Origin of the sequence: Hufsiella arboris (assembly GCF_009834875.1) — a bacterium.
GTDB classification, from domain to species: Bacteria; Bacteroidota; Bacteroidia; order Sphingobacteriales; family Sphingobacteriaceae; genus Hufsiella_A; species Hufsiella_A arboris.
Genome location: NZ_WVHT01000003.1, coordinates 523,160 through 545,550, shown reverse-complemented (window position 1 = coordinate 545,550; position 22,391 = coordinate 523,160). Strand labels below are relative to the sequence as shown.

Here is a 22,391-nt window from a genome sequence, read left to right as displayed (position 1 = left end):
TGATCCGTCGAAAAATATTTCTAAATTCGGTAGGAAATAATCGATCATGAGCACTTCGCCATCCGCTTAAAGATTTGTCGGTAGACAATTCTTGAATAATAACATCTGTAACTGTTCGTTTCGCGGCAATCACAATTTAATTTAAATTTCTATATGGAACAGTCCATTCAAAAAAGGGGCAGGGCTTATGATTTCTGGACGATATTAAAAGAGTCTTTGCAGGGAAAGGAGGCCGATCTCACATCGATCAGCATAAATAGAGCGATTATCTTACTGGCAATTCCAATGATGCTCGAAATGGCTATGGAATCGGTTTTTGCGCTGGTTGATCTGTATTTTGTAGGTCACCTGAAAAATAGCAGCCACGCTATTCAAACCGTTGGCTTAACAGAATCAGTGCTTACCATTATTTATTCACTTGCAATCGGGATGAGTATGGCGGCAACCGCGGTAGTTGCGCGCCGTGTGGGTGAAAAAAACCCAGAAGCTGCAGGTAAGGCGGGGATGCAAACTATCATTATTGCCTTCGTAGTGAACCTGCTCATCAGTGTTGTAGGATTCATTTTCGCGCGCGATATACTGTTGATAATGGGAGCTTCCGCCGAAACTGCGGATCATGGAACAAACTTCGTGCGCATCATGATGGGCGGAAGCTTGATCATCATGCTTCTATTTTTAATCAACGGTATTTTTCGTGGCGCCGGAAACGCGGCCATCGCGATGCGGAGCTTGTGGCTGGCCAATATTATAAACATCATTCTCTGCCCGGTATTCATAAACGGATTTGGCCCTGTTCCGGCATTCGGGTTGACCGGCGCAGCAATTGCTACAAGCATTGGCCGCACGACAGGAGTTATATACCAGGCTTATAATCTGTTTAACGGTAAAAATGTCTTAAAAATAAGGCTCACTCATTTTATCCCGGATTTAAGCCAGATCAGTGCGATCATTAAAATTGCTGCACCGGCTATCCTGCAGTTTGTCATCGCCAGCTGCAGCTGGATATTCCTTGCACAGCTTGTGGCCACAACCGGCGGCGACCACGGTTCGGCCGGTTATCAAACAGCGCTTAGGTTAATGATGTTCTTCATGTTGCCCGCCTGGGGACTAAGCAACGCTGCGGCTACTTTAGTCGGGCAAAATCTTGGCGCCCATCATCCCGATAGGGCCCAGCAGGCGGTATACCAGACAATGAAATATGCGATGATCTTTATGGCTGTTGTTATGATATTGTTTCTTGCCTTAGGGCGCGTTTTTGCCGGTTTTTTTACGCCTGATGCCAGGATTAGAGAAGTTGCGGTGACTGCTTTACATATTTTAAGTATCGGGTTCATAATTTATGGCTGCGGCATGGTGCTGAACAGCGCGTTTAACGGCGCCGGCGATACGTGGACACCGACAAAAGTCAATGTATTTGGATTCTGGTTATTCCAGATACCATTGGCCTGGCTCTTAGCAAAGTATTTCGACATCGGCCCTAAAGGCGTGTTTATCGCAATTCCCGCATCGGAAGTTTGTATAACCATTGCGGCTTTCCTCATATTTAGAAAAGGCAACTGGAAGAGAGTGAAAGTTTAAAATGAGACGGAGATTTTTTGGTATTTCATTATCTTTATAAGATGGCCGATGCGAAACCATATCCAACTGAGGAAAAAGAGCCTTTAGCGCTTAACGATGTAGATCCTTCGCTAACTTATTCCTATGCCAACTATTTGACCTGGCTATTTGATGAACGTGTCGAAATTATCAAAGGGAAGATATTCCCGATGAGTCCGGCGCCATCCCGGTCACATCAGGAAGTTTCCGCATCGTTAACGGCAGCTCTTTTTGTTTTTTGAAGAATAAACACTGCAAGGTTTACGCAGCTCCATTCGACGTCCGGTTTCCGAAAGATAGTAAAGCTGATAAAGATATATACACCGTGCTGCAACCGGACATATGTGTAATCTGCGATCCATCAAAGCTTGATGCAAGAGGTTGCATAGGTGCGCCGGATATCGTTGTGGAAATTTTATCTCCGGGTAATAACAAAAAAGAGTTGCTTACGAAATATAAGATCTACCAGGAGTTCGGGGTAAAGGAATATTGGATCATTTCTCCGGTTGACAAGACATTCCTGAAATATACACTCGACGCTGAAGGAAAATATCAGCCTTCAAGACTGTTCACGTTAAGTGAAACAATTACAACTGAAATACTTCCGGGCTTCAGTCTTATTCTTGACGAGATATTTGCTGATTAAATGCTTTCGCGGGTATCAGCAATGAAAAAATCATTACCCCAAAACAACCAATCACATTCAGCCACAAAAATGAAACGATATCAAGGCTGTATATAAGCACAACCAAAAGTTGCGAAATAATAGCAGCTATAAATACGCTGCCTCCACGAATTCTTTTCATGTAGAATGCTACCATAAACACACCCAGGATTGGCCCGTAGAAGATCGAACCAAGTATGTTAACGGCTTCGATCAAAGATCCCATTCGGCTGGCGAACATAGCAACAGCAATAGAAAATATGCCCCATATCAATGTATGGATACGCCCGTAAAAAACTTCTTCCGTGCCGCTGAATGTCCTTTTTGCTAAAAGAAGATGAACATCCGTTAGCGATGAGGCGGCTAGCGAATTGAGTGCAGCGGAAATGGAAGCCCACGATGCAAGGAAAATCACCGCAAAAAGCAGCCCGATTACACCAATTGGCAAATTGTGCTTTACAAAATAGAGGAAGATATAATTTGTGTCCGATTTATCGGTGCTTATGTTTGAAGAATCAAGCTGTTTTTGAAATTGCTCGCGCATCAGTGCGATCTTTTCCTGGTTTGACTTCAGTTTTATAATATCAGCATTTACGCTCTTCTGATCACCTTGTTTATTGTTGATTATCAGGCGGCGTGTGTCGTTATTGTATTGCGCAGCTAGTTCTGTATAACTTTTATTAATCGAATCCGCTTGTGCCGGAAATGTTTTGTTGAACTTATCCAATGCATTTTCATTGAAGTAAAGCGGCGCCGGCGAAAGACTGTAGAATGCAAACATCACAGCGCCAATAAGCAGTATGAAAAATTGCATCGGAATTTTGACCAGGCCATTTATCAGCAGACCCATTCGTCCGGATGAGGTATCTTTTGCTGAAATGTAACGTCCTACCTGGCTTTGGTCGGTGCCGAAATATGAAAGTGCGAGGAAAAAACCACCGATCAATCCGCTCCAGATATTGTAGCGGTCTTTCCAATCAAAATTTGTTGTGATAGCGTTAAGCTTACCGGATTTTCCGGCTATTGTAAGCGCGTTGCCAAGTGATGCTCCGCCGGGCATGTTCTTTACCAGCAGAAATGCAGCAAGTACTATAGAACACAGGATAATCAGAAACTGCAGCTTTTGCGTATGAGCTACCGCTCTTGCACCTCCGATAAATGTGTAAATGATCAGGAAGCCACCCATGCAAATGTTGGTGACAATGATGTTCCATCCCATCACAGACGAAAGTATAATAGACGGGGCGTAAACACTAATACCTGTTGATAAGCCGCGTGATACCAGAAATAGTAAGGACGTCAGCACCCTGGTTTTGCGGTCGAAGCGCTGCTCAAGATATTCATAAGCCGTGCAAACGTTCAGGCGCTGAAAGATTGGGATAAATGTGATGCTGATAACGATCATCGCCAGGGGCAAGCCAAAATAGTATTGAACAAACCGCAAGCCGTCCGTATATGCCTGTCCCGGAGCTGATAAAAATGTAATTGCACTGGCTTGTGTAGCCATAATGCCGAGCAATACGATATACCACGGCATTTTTCGGTCTGCAAGCAGGTATGACCTTGAATCGTTTTGCCCGCGACCTTTGTAAACGCCATAAATGATGGTAGCCGCAAGTGTTACGATCATGACGATCCAATCAGTCAGACTCATTTCCAGTAGTTTGTAAACCAGGCATAGAAGATTATCTGAATGATCAGAAAAATTATGACTGCAATGTACCAGCCAACAAATCGGTTGTTTTTAGTCATCAGTGGTTAGCTGAAATCATATTCATGAGCAGGCGGATAGCGCCGCTATTTCCTGCCGGCAATTGCCTGAATAAAGCCAAAGATGAATAAATAAAAACACCTTTTCCGTATTTCGCATAAAGCAGCGAACTCTGAAGTGGTTTCTCGCCCGTATCGTTCATTTCAAGAACGGAGTGGTAACGCTGGTCCCAGTTTGCCGGGAAATATGTACCAAGCTCCTGGGTCCATCCTTTAAAGTCTGTTTGAGTGATTTTATTTGGATAGTTTAAGAGGCGCTCTTTAGGATCAAGAAATTTCACTTCGGCATCTTCCTCGGTAACCCGGTTATTGCTGATGGTGAATGGATATGGCCCGATCTGCGTGGTGGAAAGATCCTGCAGCGTATTATATTGCATGATTACTGTACCACCGTTTTTAATGTATTCATTTAAAACCGGCATCCAGTATTTCATGCGTTTTTCAATATTTACCGCCCGTACGCCGGTGATTATAGCATCGTAAACTGAAAGTTTTGCAGGATCAATAAAGTCGGCATCTTTTAATACATCAACATTCAGCCCGGCTAGTTTCAGGAAATCGGCAATGTAATCGCCCGCGCCGGAAATGTACCCAATACGCTTCACCGTATATTTCCAGTTTGTATTTAAAATCTTCGCTTTTGCGTCAGTAAAATACTGAAGGGTTGGAATATGATCATAGTGGATGATGTGCTGCGCAGATCCATAGGTTGCCTGAGGCGTTTCCAGTTTTGCTTCGATATAAGACGCTGATGTCCCATCGGCCGGTAAGGTTCCGGGTTTAAGATGAATCGTGATTATGCTGTCAGCGCCGGCTTTTAAAGGGAAAGATGATGTTTTAATCAGCTGTTTGTTATTTAGCGATAAAGTAACCGATGCCTGATCGAAATCCTTAAAAGGATGCACGTGGACACTTAGATCGTTGGCATGTGCCCGATCGTTAATCAACAGCGCTTGCGTAAATTCAAGCGCAGCCGCCGGCACTATACGCAGCGGTTCAACAACATCACCTTTAAGCGGATCAAGTTTTTTATAAGACAGTGGAACTGGTAGGGAAAAATCTTCATTGGCGATCCGCAGGAAAAGTATTGCTTGGAGCGATGCCGGGCTTTCCGGACGTCCGATCAGGCTGTCGGCTGGTATGCTGAACTGCCCGGCGTTTTCAGGATCTTTTTTTAACCAGTAAGGCTCGCTTACGGGCGTCGTTAACGGGATTTTAATTACCTGGTTGAAAGTTATAATTGAATCTGACGATATTCCCCTGTTAAGCTCAATCCTCGTATCAGGATATTGAACAGAAGAGATTTTAACCGGTAATGATGACCTGCTGATAACGTTCAGTGTGAAAGGAAGGCTGCTGCCAGTTATCGCTTCAGGTACATTGGTGTAAATTTCGGCCATGATGCCGCTGCAGCTCAGTATAATCTCATTGATCTCGTCCAGCTTCCGATTGCGCCAATATTGATCCGTTACGGTTTTTATTTCATTGCGAATACTGATCAGCGCAGTAAGACTGGCTTCAGGATGTTTGAAATCAAATTTCTGCAACACTGAATTTACCTTATCACCGATATCTTTTCTGCCAACGCGGTTCCAGGAGATATCCAATCCATCAAACAAAGAGTTTTTGGCTTGCTCGCCGTCAACCGGCTTGAAATATTCTGTTTGAACACCTGGAACAGACGGGGTGCCGGCGCCCTGGCTTTTATGAACGCTTCTGCTTAATCCAGCAAGTTCACCAGTACTCATGCCCAGTTGCGGAATGTATTGTCCGGTTATAAGCTTAAGCTGACTTTCGTCGGTTGTATTGAAACTACCAAATCGGAATGTATTCCAAAGAATGCGCCGGGGTTGCCATGCAGCAAATCCGTCCGCATACTGTTTAGGATCGCCGGCAGCTTTGAAAGCATCTTCAGCAATAATTGCGGAAGCCGCGTGTTGCCCATGTCCGGCTTGTTCGTTCGGTGGAAAGCGACAGATAATGACATCGGGACGAAACTGGCGAATAATGCGCACCGCATCTGATGTGAGCTGGTCCTTATCCCAATGTTTAAATGTTTCAGTATAGTTTTTTGAAAAACCAAAGTCGATAGCCCGGGTAAAAAACTGCTCGGCTCCGTCAAGTTTGCGTGCTTCGAGCAATTCATGCGTGCGTATAAGGCCAAGTGCCGCACCCTGCTCGCTACCTAAAATATTCTGTCCTCCGTCTCCCCGGGTTAGCGAGAGGTACGCTGTTCGCAGATGCTGATCGTTTACAAGCCAGGCAAGTAAACGGGTATTCTCATCATCAGGGTGTGCAGCGAAATACAGGACATTGGTGAGGTTATTAAGCCGGGCAATGTCGTTATAAATTTTAGCGGAGTTATCAGGACGAACCTGTTGCGCAGACACATTCAGCGTTAAAATGCAACCTGTCAGAAACAGTAAAGATCTCTTCATTAATAAAAGTTGATGAGGTGATAAACGATTTAAATCTACACGAAATCAAACAGTTTATAAAACTGACGGGTAAACTGATTTTAAATAAACAATCTCAGGATCCCGGGCGAACGTGATTGATTTTGTGCAAATTATTCCTTGCTGAAATATTATCTTTAACTAAAACATCTGATTATGAAAAAAATAGCCAGTTATCTTCTGTTATTTTCAATAGCAATCTGTAGCTCCTGCAGCTCTACGCAAACTACTGTACTGGGTTCTTATAAGGATCCGTCGTTACGGCCCAATACTTATAAAAAGTTGTTTGTTGCGGGTTTGGGGGCCGACTCGACCGTTAAGGCAAAAGTAGAGAATTACATAGCGCAGGCATTGAACAAAAGAGGATTTGAAACAGTTAAAGGGCTCACGATATTTCCGCCTGGAGTAACGACCGGAGACGTAAAGAAATCAGAAGCCGTTCTGCAAAAAATAAGGGATACCGGAAGTGACGCAGTGGTAACTATCGCATTGATCGACCAGGCAAGTGATACGCGGTACGTTCCCGGCAATTCGTATCCGGCAGGTAGTTCACCTTATTATCAGTCCTTCGGAGGTTATTATAACAACTGGTACATTCCGCTAAATGAACCTGGTTATTATAAAGATGATAAATTGTATTATGTTGAGACAAACCTTTACGATGTTAAAACTGAAAAGCTGGTTTGGTCGGCGCAATCCAAGTCGACAAATCCTTCAAACCTCGATAAATTCCTGAAAAGTTATAAGGAGGCAATGAGCGCCGAATTAACGAAGCAGGGATTGCTTTCCAGCCGATAGTATTTGTTAATCGTTAGTGGCGAATGCCAACTTTTGTAGTCTTGTGTACTCAAAGAACACAAATAACAGCTAACAGCGGGCCAGGCTTGGCCTGTGATTCAGCATTAAATTTTAGCCTGTTAAGACACTTTATTGAGGTTAATGTATAAAAATCAAGATACCTATGAAATTATCAAGATTATTCCTTGCCGGTTTGCTTATCCAGTTTTTATTGATCAAGCCGGCTGTCGCGCAGTTTTCAGAAAGCGTTGAAGAAGACAGCACCGAGGTTGAGCATCCCGCGGGCTCAGGCTTTATGATAGTAAACGGGAAACGTGCAACGTTAAAATTTTCGCCTTACATTACCTTCAGGTACCTGAACCAGAAGGCGCTCAACAGCAGTTACACTGATGCGTTTGGCAACACAAGGGATATTAAAACGCGGAATGATGTTCAGCTGCAAAAAGTTACGTTATACTTTAAAGGCTGGTTGGTGAATCCCAAATTCAGGTATTTAGCATATGTGTGGACCTCTAACGCCAACCAGGGTCAAGGTGCGCAACTTGTTTTGGGAGGAAATCTGAGCTATGAAATCAACAAGCATTTCAATGCAGGTGTCGGAATCGGAGCCCTGCCGACAAGCCGGTCTTTATTTGGGCAATGGCCATTCTGGCTCAGACAGGATGCCAGGCCGATGGCCGAGGAATTCTTCAGAGGTTCATTTACAACCGGCGTTTGGCTCGAAGGCGAAATCACAGATGGATTGTATTATAAAGCAATGCTTGGCAATAATCTCAGTCAGTTAGGAATTGATGTCGGGCAGCTGGATAAGCAGCATCCACAATTTGTCACGATTTGGATGCATCATGACTGCTAATTTGTATCATATTTTAAAATGCAACATCTAGGGCTTCTATAATTCCCCCGCCTGTAATTTAACAACGTATTTTGTTTTAAAATCATCAACGAATTACAGTTTGCTATAATCTACATGTTATTGAAGCAGAAAATAATGCAGATACGCATGAAGGCAGAAACCGGGTGAATCATATAATCCGGATTAAATTAACTACAGATATCCCCTTTGAACGTAATCAATCAAACTCATGAAGTTAAAACAGGGAAAATGGAATTTAAATAAATCATCAACCAATAAAATCTGGTAATATGGAAGTAGATAAATATGCTATAGAGCTGAAAGCTTTGACAGTAGCTTACCTGCCAAAATTTTTACTTGCGGTTGTTCTGCTGGCTGTGGGCTGGTGGATCATTGAACGTGTATCAAAAATAACGTCACGCAATCTGACAAGGATTGATATATCGCTGCGAACGTTTCTGATCAGTCTTTTCACCATTATCCTGAAGGTAGTGCTGGTAATCAGTGTCGCCGGAATGGTAGGGATCCAAACCACGTCATTTGTCGCTTTACTGGCCGCGGGTGGTTTAGCCATTGGCCTGGCCTTACAAGGCACTCTGGCGAATTTTGCAGGAGGGACGTTAATCCTCATTTTAAAACCCTATCGTGTTGGTGATGTCATAGATGCGCAGGGAAAAGCCGGTGTTGTGAAAGAAATACAAATATTTAACACCATTTTGCTGACGCCAAAAGGCGAAACCGTTATTCTGCCCAACGGGCTTGTATCTAACGGGATAATTGTGAACAATACCCTGGAAGGCCGTTCACTCGTTGAAGTGCAGGCCGAGCTTGCTGGCGATACGGATATTGAAAACCTTCGTTCACTGGCATTGCCTGTTATAGCTACAGATCCGCTGGTACTTCCGGATACGGCAAGTGTAAATTTGCTAGCTCTGAAACCTGGCGCTGTGTCAGTGGCGTTCAGGGCATACACACTTCCCGGGGACAACATTGCTTATTACGGAAAACTGATTGAGCAGATAAAAACTCTGCTGGCGCAGAACCATATCGGTGGCCCGGTTCCGCATACTTATGTGCACCAGGTAGCGAGTTGATATATGCTGTTGAAATCGGGTTTGATGCTGTGTTTTTGTATGACGATGTTTTGCTCATATGCTCAGGACACAAGTTCCGTAAAAAAGAAAAAGCCTAAATCGATCACCGCGATCCCGATTGTGAGTTATAACCGCTCATACGGCTTCATAGCAGCAGTATCCACGCTTGGTTTTTTTAAACTGTCAAAAACTGATTCAGTATCTCCCGAAAGTCAGGCCGGTGTAGCAGGAGGATATACTCAAAATAAATCCTGGTTTGTTTCCGGGTTCACCCGCTTGTATGTTAATGATGATAAGTGGCGGTTTACTTTTGCTGCTGCTACGGGAAAGGTAAACTTTCAGTATTTTGAAAGCGACGGTGATACAGAAGAAGGAAATTTTGCTGATTACAGCAATGTGAATAAACTCATTTTTCTGAAAGGACTGCGGAAAATACATGGACATCTGTATGGTGGCTTGTTCTTGAAATTTCAGCATTCGGACACAGAATTTGAGGGTGATAGCTCACAACAGGTTAATACAAACAGCATTGGGTTGAGTATGCTATATGATTCCAGGAACGATGTATATTACCCGTCCAAAGGATTACAGGTGTCGCTGAACCTGGCCGATAATGCTAAGTGGCTTGGTAGTGACAGCCTTTTTAGCTCACTGAAAGCTTACGCAAATTATTATAGGAGGGTTACTCATAACTCGATACTGGCATCGCGCCTCAGCTTCTACACCGGGCTTGGCGATGTACCATTCGTTGGGCAGCACACGGTTGGAGGTAAGGATATCCGGGGATATTCAAACGGTAAATACCGCGGCAACCAGGTTTACGCAGTACAAGCAGAATATCGATGGAATTTTTACAAACGCTGGGGTGCAGTCGGGTTTTTTGGCCTGGCATTTACTGAATCACCTTACAGCGGGATATTGCCTGGAGGTGGTGTTGGTGCCCGCTTTAAGGTTTTCAGATCAAGGAATATCAACATCGGTATCGACGGTGCTTTAGGTAAAAATGATCATGGGATTTATTTCCGCATCGGCGAAGCATTTTAATCATACCGCATATTAATCTTAAATAATAAGATTTTGAAATTGATATAATATTTATATTCTATGCTATCTGCGATGAAAAAGACCTTAATCGTTTGCTTATTATCGTCATTCCTGATATCATCGAAAAACAGTCGTGCTCAGGCAGACCGAAAGCAATTCTGGAATGAATTTTCATTTACTCACCCGATCAATGCCAAGTGGAGCAACGAATTGAATGTAGGGGATACATGGACCGGTGTGCCCAGCCATAATACATTTTTCGCCAGTTTGGGGCAGGTTTATGTTCGGGACTGGATTCACTTTACGCCTTCCGACAAATGGAAGGTGTCAGCTTTTCTTGCATATTTTTACAATCGCGATGTTCCCGAACTTGAGAAGAGCAAAACACCGGAATGGCGTTATTCCGTGCAGGCGACCTATTATTTTCACCGTGAGCGATATACTTTAAATACTCGTTTGCGATTTGAGGACAGGCATATAAGAAGTAGCGATTCTATATTTGAAGCGGTTAACCGAATACGGGCCCAGCTTAAATACATCTATCCCATTAACAAGCCTGTCATTGAAAAGAATGCGATTTACCTGATCGCATCCGACGAGTTATTCTTTAAAAATAAAAGTAATATCAGCGGCCCGGAGTTGTTCGACCGCAACCGTCTTACGGTAGGCCTTGGCTACGCATTAGACGACGATTTTCAGCTTGAGCTCACCTATGCTAATGAATGGCTGCCACGTAAGGAGAATGACCAGCTGTATAATGCGCTGCAGTTTAACGTAGTGCTCACGCGGTTCTTCCACCACTTCGTTGAATCTCTGCCGACACTTATCCGAAGGCCGGAAGGAGGTGACAACTAATCATAAAAGGTTGCATTTTATAAGATGAAACCTGTCTGCTGTCTACAGATGCAATTAATGCGTATCTGAACGGTTTACTTTGTAGTGTAAACCGGTGCCCTTGGAAAACGTTACGAAATACTTCGATAAGATCATCACTTATACGCTGCTCATCATCTCGGGTGTCTTCATTTTAATACTGACCGTCGACCTGGTATATGAAACTTTTTTCCGGGTTGTTGACAGGGTTCAGAATATTGGAGCAGGTTATGCGCCTGATCGCGGTAAAAATGTTTTCATCCTGTTTTTTAACGTGCTTCTGATGATGGAAGTAATGGAAACCGTCAGGGTTTTCAATAAAGCGCATGTAGTAAAAATAAGGATCATCCTTCTTGTTTGCCTGATTGCGATCAGCCGCAAAATATTTGTGATGGATGTTGAGAAGGTGGAACCGATTTATGAATTCGCCCTGGCTGCGCTGATTGTAGCAGTTTCGACCGGGTATTTCCTGATCAGTAAGTCAGACTATTTTGATCGGATAACCGGTAATAAACAGGGGGAGTAAAGATTGACAACTATCATTTAACAAAAAATAAGAACCTGTATGAAACCTATTATTTTTCTCTTTTTATTTTCAATTGCAGCTTTTGGGGCCTCAGCTCAATCCTCAGGTAAAGAAGATCTGGCCATTGTCCAAAGCGTTTTCCAGAAAGATAAAAAACAGCTGGTCAGCCAGTACATGACTCTCGACAGCGCGCAATCACAATCTTTCTGGAAAGTTTACGACGAGTATGAAGCGAAGCGTAAAGATCTGAGCACAGAGCGTGTTGGAATTATCAGCGATTACGCAAAGCAATACGCAACGCTCACTGACGAACAGGCAGGATCGTTAGCTAAACGGATGTTGTCGAATGACAAATCGAACCTCAGCCTGCAGACATCATACTTTAAAAAATTCTCCAAAGCCGTAGGTGCAAAGAACGCTGCAAAATTTTACCAGCTCGATAACTACCTGCAAACGGTCATCCGTGCAAATGTTCAGGATCAGATTCCATTCATAGGTGAATTAAACAAAACCCGCAAACCGGGAAATTGAACCGATTATGAAAGCAGCCATCGTTATTTTAGTGTTAAGTATTGTGTCGGTGAGCACAATGGCGCAAAAGGAAAATTCTGTCGGGGAGATAAACCGGAGATATATCGACAGTGTCAAAAACTCAACATGGCCTTACATGTTTCCGGCATGGGGGAAAAAGATAACGAAAAAAGGGATTGATCTTCAATATCCGGTCGGCGCTATGGTCAACTTTCTGTTTGGCTCTCAGAAGGTGGAGATCAGCGACCTGAAAGTAGGGATTAACGGCGGAGAAATGGTGCCGCTTGACTTTGTAAAATTTGGCGAAGTGAAGGCGGATGTGCAAACACTAAATACCCGCATCGACTTGTGGGCTCTTCCATTCGTAGATATTTACGGGATTTTTGGTAAAACCTGGGCGCAGACCAATGTCAACCTAGTTTCTCCAGTGAACTTTTCTACGACAGCAAAATTCGATGGCGGTCTTTTTGGTTTTGGAACAACGCTTGCGGGCGGATTTAACGGCATCTTTACAGCCATTGATTATAACAACACCTGGTCACATCTTGATGGAATCGATGGTTCTATTCACACACAATTGGTATCAGGCCGCCTGGGCTACGTTTTCAGGTTTGCGGGCCATCCGCAAATGAATCTCACGCCATGGCTTGGTGCTCAGGGAATTTTTATCAACCGCGTCACCGTAGGCTCGATTAACCTGGGCGAACTCGGCGTAACTGCCGACGGTTCTGTTTTCCAGCCGGTTATTGATGGAACAGCGCCGTTTCTGCAGAACTTAAGCCCTGCACAACAGATAGTTGCTAAAAAGGTCGCTAAAGAGATGCAAAGCAAAGTTCAAAATATAGATTTTGATAATATCACTATTGATTATTCCCTGAAAAAGCAGGCGACATCTGATTGGAGCATGACGGCCGGGGGGCAGTTTCAATTAGATAAACGCTGGCAATTCCGGGCCGAAGCAGGGTTTCTGGGTGGCCGTAAAACACTTCTTACTTCGGTTAACTACCGGTTTGGGTTTTAACTATGAAAAGCAGCGCTGTATGCATATTGACGTTAATAGTTTTTGCATTGATCGTATTGATGCAGCGTACTGCAATTGCACAGGAAAAGCATAAAATATCGTTTAAGGATTCATTGGACGGAGCCTTTGATTTAAGCGATTATATGATCAATGCGCATGGTTTTATCGCGGTGCCGACGATTATTACAGAGCCGGCTCTCGGGGGAATTGGCGGAGCACTGATACCGGTATTTTTAAAGCCTGTTCCTCCTGTAATCGACTCAGTAAACGGCAAGTTACGCATCTCTCCGCAACCGCCGGATATCACTGGCGGAATTGGAATGTACACCGCCAACAATAGCTGGATGGCGGGCGCTTTCAGATCGGGAACGTTTCAGAAAGCGCGGATCCGGTACCGGATTTTTGCCGGTTACGGCGATATCAATATGTCATTTTACAAAAATCTTCCGATTGTCGGAGATCAGGAATTTAAGCTGAATTTGAAAACAATTCCGGTTTACTTGCTGGTATTAAAACAGTTTAACAACATTAAGTGGAGTGCAGGTTTGCAATACATGTTAGTAAATACAAAAGTTGCACCCGATGGCGGAAATCTGCCTGACTTTGTGAAGAATAAGGAGATCAACAGCATGGTGAGCCAGTTGGGCGGACAAATACAATATGATAACCGGGACAATATTTTTACTCCTGACAAGGGTATCCGTGTTGAGACGGATTTTTTCTGGTCGGATAAAGTGCTTGGCAGTGATTACAATTCGTGGTTGATTAATTATTCAGGTATCGGATATACACCGATCGCAAAAAAACTGACAGGAGGTTTACGAATAGAAGGCGCTCAGGCAATAAATGATCCTCCGTTTTACCTTAAGCCGTTTGTTAACCTGCGGGGTGTTCCAACCATGCGGTACCAGGGGAACGCAACGCTGCTTTCTGAAGCGGAGTTCAGATGGGATTTGTACCGCAGATGGAGCGCGGTTTTTTATGGAGGCATTGCCGAGGCATACGATAAGTGGAGCGAGATGTTCGACGATCCTTTGGTTTACAGCTACGGCACAGGTTTCAGGTATTTAATTGCGCGAAAATTTAAACTGCGTATGGGTGTCGATGTGGCACGCGGCCCGGAAGATTGGGCCTATTACGTCGTGTTTGGAAGCAGTTGGTTCAGATAACAATTTTTAAACATCAATAATCAAAACGTATAAAACATGAAAAACTTAACGAAAATTACGGGTATGATGCTGATAATTTCACTAGTCATGTCAGCATGTAGTTCAACAACTTCAGTAACAGGATCGTATAAAGATCCATCCTTTACTGCTGCCACAGAGTTTAAAAAAATTTTTGTAGCCGGCTTGACATCGAACGTGCCGGCCAGGCAAAAGATAGAAACTTCAATGGCAGAAGCTATTACCAGCCGCGGTTTTGCAGCGGTAAAAAGTCTGGATGTTTTCACTCCTGATTTTCAATCAAGCTCAGGTAGTAAATCGGATCTTGTTCTTCAAAAGATTCGTGAAACAGGCAGCGATGGAATTTTGACTGTTGCGTTGGTAAATAAGGAGACTGAAAGCCGCTATGTGCCAGGAAGTGCGTATCCTGTTGGTGCATATCCTTATTATGGAACCTTCGGGGGTTATTGGGGTAATTTTTATGGCGCCGGTATGTATGATCCGGGATACTATACCACTGATAAAACTTATTACGTGGAAACCAATTTATATGATGCTAAAACTGAAAAGATAGTATGGTCGGCACAATCACAAACAATGAACCCATCTAATATCGATGACTTTTTGGCCGGCTATAAAAAAGCGCTTGCCAAACAACTGGCCAAGGATGGTCTGATAACAGCTTCGTCAAAATAATATTATGAAAACAGGTATGGGCAGCAGAATTCTGCTGCCCATTTCAACGTCTAATAAAATTTACAGATATGCCTATAAGAAAAACATGGTTCCTGATTCTGGTAGTTTTGGGATGTGGTAATCAATTATTTGCGCAACAGCAGCTTCGTGTCGGTCTGGACGTGATGGGCGGATATACTTTTGCCGACAAATTTAATTTATACAATGCCTATGGCAGAATTGACGACGCCGGAACTTATGGCGCCGATTTCAGCGTTTACTTACGTCCAACGAAAGCAATTGAACTTTCCTATCTTGGGATGACTACCCATGCGCCGTTGTATGATTATGCAACCGGGTTTAAGGTCAATCGCGATAATGATAAAGTATCGGTTAATTATTTACTTATTAATGGAGTTGCTTATCTTCCTACCGGCGGCCCGTTAATGCCTTACGGAGGCGCTGGTATCGGACTGGGAATTGTGTCGGCCGACGGCGGCGATACCTACACCAAATTTGCCTGGGATCTGAAAGCCGGTGTCAAAATAAAAGCCGGTGGCGCTGTCGGCATCAAGCTTCAGGCTCAACTGAATTCTATTTCACAAGGTATCAGCGGCGGTATTTACGCTGGAACCGGCGGCGCAGGTGTGGGCGTGGGATCTTATTCCAGTATTTACCAATTTGGTTTCAGTGGAGGACTCTCGTTCAATTTCCAGTAAGCTATTTGCCGCTTGCCAAGATTAATTCATGAATAAACTACTAAATTTGTAGAGTACTGATTTCCACTACTGATGAACAAAGCCACTTTTAAAACCGGTTCTGTTATTATTTTGCTTACCGCCCTTGCGGCATGTAAACAGCGCAGCGCTTCTGAACGCCGGCAGGCTGACAGCGCTGCTTCCACGGTTAGCCAGCCGATGCCGAAAAACGCGCATTTTCCGGGTGATGCTGTATCATTTTGTAAGCCTTCCGGCTTGTCAAGAAACGACAGCGCAATTTTTATGGATGGCGGCGGACGCGATTTCCAGCTTTCAAAAATAAATAATATCGAGAGCCTGACGGCGCCCCAGGGCATGGTTTATATTTCCGGTGGAGATTTCAGCATGGGCGGTGTAAATCCTGTCGGTATGAGCGATGGCGGACATAACGATATGGAAGATGCGCGCCCCGTTCATCGTGTAGGCGTATCCCCGTTTTTTATGGACGCCACTGAAGTCACCAATAAGGAGTTTGCGGAATTTGTGAAAGCAACGGGTTATGTGACCATTGCCGAGCAAAAGCCAACGAAAGAGGAATTTCCCGATGCGCCGGAGGAGAATCTGATAGCTGGCTCCCTGGTGTTCAGTCCTCCGAAAGAGAAGGTATCACTGGATAATTTCCTTCGCTGGTGGTCATATCAGAAAGGCGCAGACTGGCGCCATCCTACAGGCGAAGGCAGTTCAATTGCCGGCCGCGAAAATTACCCGGTTGTTCAGATAGCCTGGGAGGATGCTGCAGCTTATGCAAAATGGGCGGGTAAACGCCTGCCCACCGAAGCTGAGTGGGAGTTTGCGGCACGTGCAGGGCGCTCCGGCGAACTATATACCTGGGGAAATAAGCTGCAGCCAAATGGTAAATGGATGGCGAATATTTTTGAAGGATCGTTTCCTGATCATGATAGCGGGGCTGATGGTTTTGTAGGCATCGCGCCAGTAAAGCGTTTTCCGGCCAATGATTATGGCTTATATGATATTGCGGGAAACGTGTGGGAATGGTGCAGCGATTGGTATCGTTCAGATTATTACGCAAGCCAGTCGCAGAACAAGATCAGCGTTAATCCAAAAGGTCCTTCAGATTCTTTCGATCCGGAAGAGCCCGGAGTTAAAAAGAAGGTGCAGAGGGGCGGATCATTTCTATGTACCGACCAGTATTGCACGCGTTACATGGTTGGCACAAGGGGAAAGGGCGAATATCGTTCGGCATCCAATCACATCGGATTCAGGTGTGTAAAAGATGTTGCAAAAACGGGTAAAAAGTTTGCGATGAAGTGATCTTAATATCTGATATTTCGGAAGCAATTCAATTTGGTGCCATTTAAAAGGAACTGCATGAAGATACCTTTACTATTGCTTCTTTTTTCGCTCTGCTTCAGCTCATCCGGGCAAGTTAGAAAGCAGCCGAGAACCTACAGTCTTCCGAAGAATATTACCCGGACAGATTACCTGCCCGGTGTTATTATCGTAAAGCTTAAAACCACTTCCGCTTCTGGAGCTCCGGCAATCATGAATGATGCTCGGTCGCTTTTTAAGTTAAACGCAACGAACATAAGTTCAGCTGATCGGGTATTTAAAGAACAGCTTTTACAGTCGCGCGATAATAAGGTATCCAAACGCATTGAAAACGATAAATCCGGCCTTGACCGTATTTTTGAGTTGCATGTGGCCGACGACAAATTATTTGCAACGATCAATGAACTGCTGTCTGATGAAAATGTAGAGTATGCTGAACCCAGCTTCATCTATCACAGTAAATATGTGCCGAACGATAATTTCTATACCTCGGGCAGTCAATCCTACCTCGACCAGGTAAAGGCTCCCCAAGCCTGGAACTTACTACGAAATGCTTCCGGCGTTATCATCGCCATTGTGGATTCGGGAACCGACCTCACACACGAAGATTTATCGGCAAACATCTATCTGAATGCATCTGACCCTGTAAATGGAGTGGATGACGACGGCGATGGGTATGTAGATAATTATTACGGATGGGATTTCGTCGGTTCTTCGGGAAATGCACCGGCTCCTGATAACGATCCCTCGGTAAAAAGCGATTCGACCGACCATGGCGTTCACGTAAGCGGCCTTGCATCGGCTGTTACGGACAACAAAAAGGGAGTTTCGGCGATTGCCTTTAATGCGGCAAAACTCATGATCGTAAAGGTTGCTGCAGACAATAATGGTGAAGCGATATATAAAGGTTATGAAGGTATTAAGTACGCGGCGGATCACGGCGCACAGATCATCAACTGTTCCTGGGGAGGCACCGGTGGGAGTTCCTTCGGTCAGGATGTGGTGAACTATGCGCTAAGCAAGGGCTGTCTTATTGTTGCTGCAGCCGGCAATGAAAACCACACGCAGCCGGATTACCCGGCCGGTTATCCTGGTGTGATCGGCGTGTCGAGCGTATTGTCTAATGATCGTAAAAGCGGAAGCTCCAATTACGGAACTTATGTATCGATATCAGCTCCCGGAAACAATATCCTGAATACGCTGTACAATAATCGCTACGGAAGTTACTCGGGCACTTCGATGGCTACACCGATGGTTTCCAGTGCTGCAGCCTTGGTAAAAGCTTATAATCCGGAACTGACGATGGCCCAGGTCGGCGAGCGCCTGCGCGTAACTGCAGATAATATCGATGCGCAAAATCCGAATTATGCCGGACAGCTTGGAAAGGGACGCCTGAATGTCTTCCGGGCGCTGAGTGAATCTCCGCCGTCGGTAAGAAATCAAAAAACATCGATCGTCGACAAAAGCTCAGGTATTTATCCGCCGGGAGATACCTTGCAGTTATTCTTTGATCTCAAAAACTTTCTTTCCCCGGTGCAAAACCTGGTGGTTACCCTTGCTTCAGGTAACGAGGTTACGGTTCTTCAAAATAAACAAACCGTTGCCTCGCTGGCAACTGGCGAAGTAAAATCGGGAGTCGGGCCGTTTGTTGTATATGTAAAGCCAGGCATTGGTGACAATCAGGAAGTACTCTTTAAGCTAAACTATTCCTCCGGCACTTACCAGGATTTCGAAACGTTCACGCTGGTCGTTTCAAAGGACTATATAAATTACCAGGCAAACCAAATAGCTACCACGATTACCAGCAACGGGCGCATCGGGTTCAGTGACGGCGATGCAACCAACGGCCAGGGGTTTATTTATAAAGGTCATTCACTGCTATACGAAGCTTCATTGATGGCCGCAACATCGGGCAGTCGCCTATCTGATAATGCGCGTTCAGAATCCGGTAATCATGATGAGGATTTCGTTAAAATAAGCAAAGCATCGCCATTGGCTGGAACATCGGCTGCGTTCGCCGCAACCGCAGAATTTAATGATAACGGCTCGTCGAACCCACTTAATGTAAAGGTAAGAAACACACATGTGGCTTATGGAGCTTCGCCCGACGACAAATATGTGATAGCGGAATACGAGGTTTTTAACCAGGGAAATACGGATCTGAATGGATTTTATTTAGGATTATTTACCGACTGGGATATTAACACAGGCTCGGACAATGTAACGCGGTTTGATGCCGGCAATAACATGGCGTATACGTTGAGCAAAGTTTCTTCTGAACCTTACGCCGGCGTAAAACTTTTAAGCACCGGTTTTGCGTCGCCGGTTTACTATCCTATGTCATACCAGTTGAGCGGCGATCTTTTAGCTGACGATAATTTCACCCGCCAGGAAAAATTTCAAACACTGTCCAGCGGGATCAAATCTACCGGGATCGGTGATAATATCACTTCAGGGCTCGATGTAATGCACGTAACAGGCTATGGGCCGGTCGGGATTCCGGCCAATCAATCGGTTAAATTTGCCTTTGCGCTCATCGGAGGAGATAACCTGAACGATCTGCAGAAAAGTGCAGCAGCCGCGCAAAATAGGTATAACACGATAGCGCCGGAAATTCCCGTTTCGCCTATTACAAGCCTTTTTCAGAACTTTCCCAACCCTGCCAATACAAGTACAACCATACAGTTTAGCATTCCGCAAAGCGGCAATGTATCGCTTCAGCTGTTTAATACCAGCGGACAGCTGGTGAAAAACCTGATCAAAGCGACCCTGGATAAAGGGCTTCACCTGTATCGCCTGGATCTGACCGGCCTAAGCAGCGGCGTTTACATGTACCGGCTGAATTTTGATAAGTTTGATGAAGCAAGGAAGCTGATTATAGTAAATTAGTACGCTGCATAACCTGGGCGATCAGAAAACTTTGGCAAAGCAGGATACAGCTTAAGATCAGGGTGACGCATTTTTTTATAAAGATAATTTAGTTAACGACAACGATTTTACCGCCGGCAGCGTTTCTGTCCATCAGCCTGTGCGCTTCCTGGATTTCTGTCAATTGAAATATTTTACCTATACGAAGTTTGATTTTACCTTCGGTAACCTCATCGATAAATTGCTGAAAGCTTTGGTTGTCAACCCTGATTTGCCCGGTATCATACACGGTCAAACAAACGGTTGCGGGTATATATTCCATCGGCGCAAAATCCTTAAATGACCATTGTTCTGCCAGCATTCCCGTCATACAAACAATTCCACCTGCTGCGGCGCAAGCTAATGAGTCTTTAAGCGTGGCGGTGCCGACCAGTTCCAGTATTTTATTTACGCCTGCCGGCTGAATCGCTTTCACTTGTTCAGCTATGTTGCCATCATCAATCACTACATAGTCAGCACCATTATTGATCAACAGTTCTTTCCTGGCCGGATCCCTAGTGGTGGCAATCACCGTCAGGCCACTGTTTTTTGCCAGTTGGATCGCCAGCATTCCAATAGACGAAGTACCGCCACGGATCAGAATTCCCTCACCCTGCCTAATTTTTAGTGCTAAATGGAGTGAGCCGTATACAGTTTGAAACATTTCAGGCATGGCTCCCAATTGCGCCCACGGCAAATCACTTTCGAATGCGCTCAATAGGGTGCTGGGCAACACCGCATACTCTGCGTAACTGCCATCAAAATCCCTTCCCATACCGCCCATGAATGCTGCAACTTTTTGTCCCTGTTTAAATTTACCGGAAGGATCTTTTTCCACTTCTCCCACGCATTCAATACCTAAGACACGTGGAAATATTACATCTGGCGATAGACCTTTTCGGGTCATAAGTTCGGATCGATTTAGCCCGAACGCTTTTACTTTAACCAGCACCCAGCCCTCCTGGGGTACTGGTATGGGACGTTCCTCGATCAAAAAATTTTCAGGGCCGCCGGGTCGATTTAAAACTATAGCCTTCATTGTTTTTGCTTGATACGCTCAGGGGCAGTTTGTTCTTTCTGGTTGTTGAACATATAGCGAAATATTCGCCATTCTTCATTATACTCCTGAAGCACAAAAAAGTCCTTGCTCAACTTTGTAGTTTCACCGCCATTTTTTAGGTCAATCATTTTGGTTTGCGCTGCTGCATTCACAAAAGCAAAATGATGATCAATGACTACGTTTTCAATAGAAAAGCTAATTAGATATTTATTCCTGATGAAAGGCGTTGGATTGCCGCCGGCCAACGTCTCCCTGGTTAAAGGCTTATAACCTTCGGGCATAAATAGCGCGTCAGTCGTATAAAAATCCGGAATAAGATCGCTTCTGGAAGCACTTATTGCTTGACTATATCTATGGAGCAAATCTTCAACCGCTTGCTCGTCCTGTTGTTTATCCATTTTTTATTTTATCTAACGTGAGTAATGTTTTAAAAAGGGGACGATGCTTGCCCATACTGCCGGGAAATTGTCGAGGAACGCCGGATGAGAAACATTGGGAATGATACTTAACTGGCTTTTAGGAATCATGTGATATGCGTCGATAATAGTCGGCATGGGGGCGTTCTGATCTTTTTCTCCAGCCATCACCAGTACAGGACATTTGATGGTGAAGAACAATTCCTTTCCCACCTGCAGCTGGTTATAGAAGTCAGCCATCTTGGTTAAAAATTCCTGAAATCGTTTCGGCTCAGGCATCAAAGCTAACTGCTGCGTCCAATACGAACTATCAGCGCGAATTATTTCCTGGGCCTTAAAGTTAAATGTGCGTGGACCGCCATGATAAAATTCACCAGCTCCGATCGCAATGAGCTTTTTGACTTTGTCAGGATACATACTGGCCAGTTTGTAGGCTGTATAAGCGCCATCACTAAAGCCTAAAATAGCTACGCTGTCTTTGGTTACCGTCTGAATAACGGCCAACACATCATTTGCCTTCAATTCGTAGGTGATGAGCTCGGAGCCAATTTCAGATTTACCATGTCCTCTGGTCGATATCGCTATCACCAGGTAGTTTTTAGAAAGGCTATCAATAAATTGTTTCATTTCGTACGTCGACCCGAAAATTCCGCCGTGAAGGACGACAGAGGGCTTTCCTTTTCCGTAGACTTCATAGTAGATTTTTGCATCACCAACCTGCACATAATGTCCGGCACTCGGATTATTTCCATATGGGATGGCGCTGGCGGGGGATGGAACCGCCTGCATAAAGTGCCTTAACGGTTTATTATACTGAGCGTATACCTGAATTTCATTTAAAACTAATGCGGCAATCATGCCAATCATTAAAAATCTTTTTGCCATTTTTT

General features: G+C 44.5%; 21 protein-coding genes. 16 read left to right on the top strand and 5 right to left on the bottom strand.

Going from position 1 to position 22,391, the window contains the following annotated elements; all coding sequences use genetic code 11:
- Positions 1 to 153: 153 nt before the first annotated feature.
- The 3 genes from GS399_RS09320 to GS399_RS09315 are packed head-to-tail and all read left to right on the top strand — an operon-like array spanning position 154 to position 2,242.
- Positions 154 to 1,578, top strand: coding sequence for an MATE family efflux transporter (locus tag GS399_RS09320; RefSeq protein WP_160844333.1), 1,425 nt, complete (start codon positions 154 to 156; stop codon positions 1,576 to 1,578).
- Between the two features lie 41 nt (positions 1,579 to 1,619).
- A complete protein-coding gene (locus tag GS399_RS20815; protein WP_237487913.1) occupies positions 1,620 to 1,838 on the top strand; it encodes a PDDEXK family nuclease in 219 nt (72 codons plus the stop codon).
- Positions 1,835 to 2,242, top strand: coding sequence for a Uma2 family endonuclease (locus GS399_RS09315; RefSeq protein WP_237487912.1), 408 nt, complete (start codon positions 1,835 to 1,837; stop codon positions 2,240 to 2,242). Before GS399_RS20815 ends, GS399_RS09315 begins: the two co-directional genes overlap by 4 nt.
- Here GS399_RS09315 and GS399_RS09310 read toward each other — a convergent pair.
- Together GS399_RS09310 and GS399_RS09305 are read right to left on the bottom strand one after the other, a co-directional pair.
- Complete coding sequence (locus GS399_RS09310; RefSeq protein WP_160844332.1) at positions 2,214 to 3,914, bottom strand: sodium:solute symporter family protein; 1,701 nt, start codon at positions 3,912 to 3,914, stop codon at positions 2,214 to 2,216. The two genes, GS399_RS09315 and GS399_RS09310, sit on opposite strands and share 29 nt — an antisense overlap.
- Before the next feature lie 97 nt (positions 3,915 to 4,011).
- The gene (locus GS399_RS09305) at positions 4,012 to 6,468 is read right to left on the bottom strand and encodes a PIG-L family deacetylase (RefSeq protein ID WP_160844331.1); all 2,457 of its coding nucleotides are present in this window, start codon (positions 6,466 to 6,468) and stop codon (positions 4,012 to 4,014) included.
- Between the two features lie 174 nt (positions 6,469 to 6,642).
- On the opposite strand from GS399_RS09305, the gene GS399_RS09300 reads away from it, so the two are divergent.
- From GS399_RS09300 to GS399_RS09240, 13 genes are all read left to right on the top strand, one after another.
- The gene (locus tag GS399_RS09300) at positions 6,643 to 7,284 is read left to right on the top strand and encodes a hypothetical protein (RefSeq protein ID WP_160844330.1); all 642 of its coding nucleotides are present in this window, start codon (positions 6,643 to 6,645) and stop codon (positions 7,282 to 7,284) included.
- Positions 7,285 to 7,447: 163 nt separating this feature from the next.
- Positions 7,448 to 8,140 carry a hypothetical protein gene (locus GS399_RS09295; RefSeq protein WP_160844329.1) on the top strand — a complete coding sequence of 231 codons (693 nt, stop codon included), beginning with the start codon at positions 7,448 to 7,450 and terminating at the stop codon, positions 8,138 to 8,140.
- 290 nt (positions 8,141 to 8,430) lie between these two features.
- Positions 8,431 to 9,234 (top strand): mechanosensitive ion channel family protein, encoded by an 804-nt coding sequence (locus tag GS399_RS09290; protein WP_160844328.1) that lies wholly within the window; start codon positions 8,431 to 8,433, stop codon positions 9,232 to 9,234.
- A gap of 45 nt (positions 9,235 to 9,279) precedes the next feature.
- Entirely contained in the window at positions 9,280 to 10,278 is a 999-nt protein-coding gene (locus tag GS399_RS09285) for a BamA/TamA family outer membrane protein (RefSeq protein WP_160844327.1), read from the top strand.
- A 72-nt stretch (positions 10,279 to 10,350) separates the two neighbouring features.
- Entirely contained in the window at positions 10,351 to 11,133 is a 783-nt protein-coding gene (locus tag GS399_RS09280) for a DUF2490 domain-containing protein (RefSeq protein WP_160844326.1), read from the top strand.
- Between the two features lie 100 nt (positions 11,134 to 11,233).
- Positions 11,234 to 11,677: a phosphate-starvation-inducible PsiE family protein gene (locus tag GS399_RS09275; RefSeq protein ID WP_160844325.1), complete on the top strand. Its 444-nt coding sequence runs from the start codon at positions 11,234 to 11,236 to the stop codon at positions 11,675 to 11,677.
- Between the two features lie 39 nt (positions 11,678 to 11,716).
- Positions 11,717 to 12,208 carry a hypothetical protein gene (locus tag GS399_RS09270; protein ID WP_160844324.1) on the top strand — a complete coding sequence of 164 codons (492 nt, stop codon included), beginning with the start codon at positions 11,717 to 11,719 and terminating at the stop codon, positions 12,206 to 12,208.
- Between the two features lie 7 nt (positions 12,209 to 12,215).
- Entirely contained in the window at positions 12,216 to 13,229 is a 1,014-nt protein-coding gene (locus GS399_RS09265; RefSeq protein ID WP_160844323.1) for a hypothetical protein, read from the top strand.
- A gap of 2 nt (positions 13,230 to 13,231) precedes the next feature.
- Complete coding sequence (locus GS399_RS09260; protein WP_160844322.1) at positions 13,232 to 14,398, top strand: BamA/TamA family outer membrane protein; 1,167 nt, start codon at positions 13,232 to 13,234, stop codon at positions 14,396 to 14,398.
- 36 nt (positions 14,399 to 14,434) lie between these two features.
- Positions 14,435 to 15,091, top strand: coding sequence for a DUF4136 domain-containing protein (locus GS399_RS09255; RefSeq protein ID WP_160844321.1), 657 nt, complete (start codon positions 14,435 to 14,437; stop codon positions 15,089 to 15,091).
- Positions 15,092 to 15,159: 68 nt separating this feature from the next.
- Positions 15,160 to 15,789 carry an outer membrane protein gene (locus tag GS399_RS09250; protein ID WP_160844320.1) on the top strand — a complete coding sequence of 210 codons (630 nt, stop codon included), beginning with the start codon at positions 15,160 to 15,162 and terminating at the stop codon, positions 15,787 to 15,789.
- A gap of 72 nt (positions 15,790 to 15,861) precedes the next feature.
- On the top strand, positions 15,862 to 17,100 hold the full coding sequence (locus GS399_RS09245; protein WP_237487911.1) for a formylglycine-generating enzyme family protein: 1,239 nt from the start codon (positions 15,862 to 15,864) through the stop codon (positions 17,098 to 17,100).
- Positions 17,101 to 17,157: 57 nt separating this feature from the next.
- Positions 17,158 to 20,007 carry a S8/S53 family peptidase gene (locus tag GS399_RS09240; protein ID WP_160844319.1) on the top strand — a complete coding sequence of 950 codons (2,850 nt, stop codon included), beginning with the start codon at positions 17,158 to 17,160 and terminating at the stop codon, positions 20,005 to 20,007.
- A gap of 88 nt (positions 20,008 to 20,095) precedes the next feature.
- Here GS399_RS09240 and GS399_RS09235 read toward each other — a convergent pair whose 3' ends face one another.
- The 3 genes from GS399_RS09235 to GS399_RS09225 are packed head-to-tail and all read right to left on the bottom strand — an operon-like array spanning position 20,096 to position 22,386.
- Positions 20,096 to 21,064, bottom strand: coding sequence for a zinc-binding alcohol dehydrogenase family protein (locus GS399_RS09235; protein WP_160844318.1), 969 nt, complete (start codon positions 21,062 to 21,064; stop codon positions 20,096 to 20,098).
- Complete coding sequence (locus tag GS399_RS09230) at positions 21,061 to 21,483, bottom strand: Cif family virulence factor (RefSeq protein WP_160844317.1); 423 nt, start codon at positions 21,481 to 21,483, stop codon at positions 21,061 to 21,063. Before GS399_RS09230 ends, GS399_RS09235 begins: the two co-directional genes overlap by 4 nt.
- Positions 21,484 to 21,495: 12 nt before the next feature.
- Positions 21,496 to 22,386 (bottom strand): alpha/beta fold hydrolase, encoded by an 891-nt coding sequence (locus GS399_RS09225; RefSeq protein WP_202409415.1) that lies wholly within the window; start codon positions 22,384 to 22,386, stop codon positions 21,496 to 21,498.
- Positions 22,387 to 22,391: the final 5 nt, after the last annotated feature.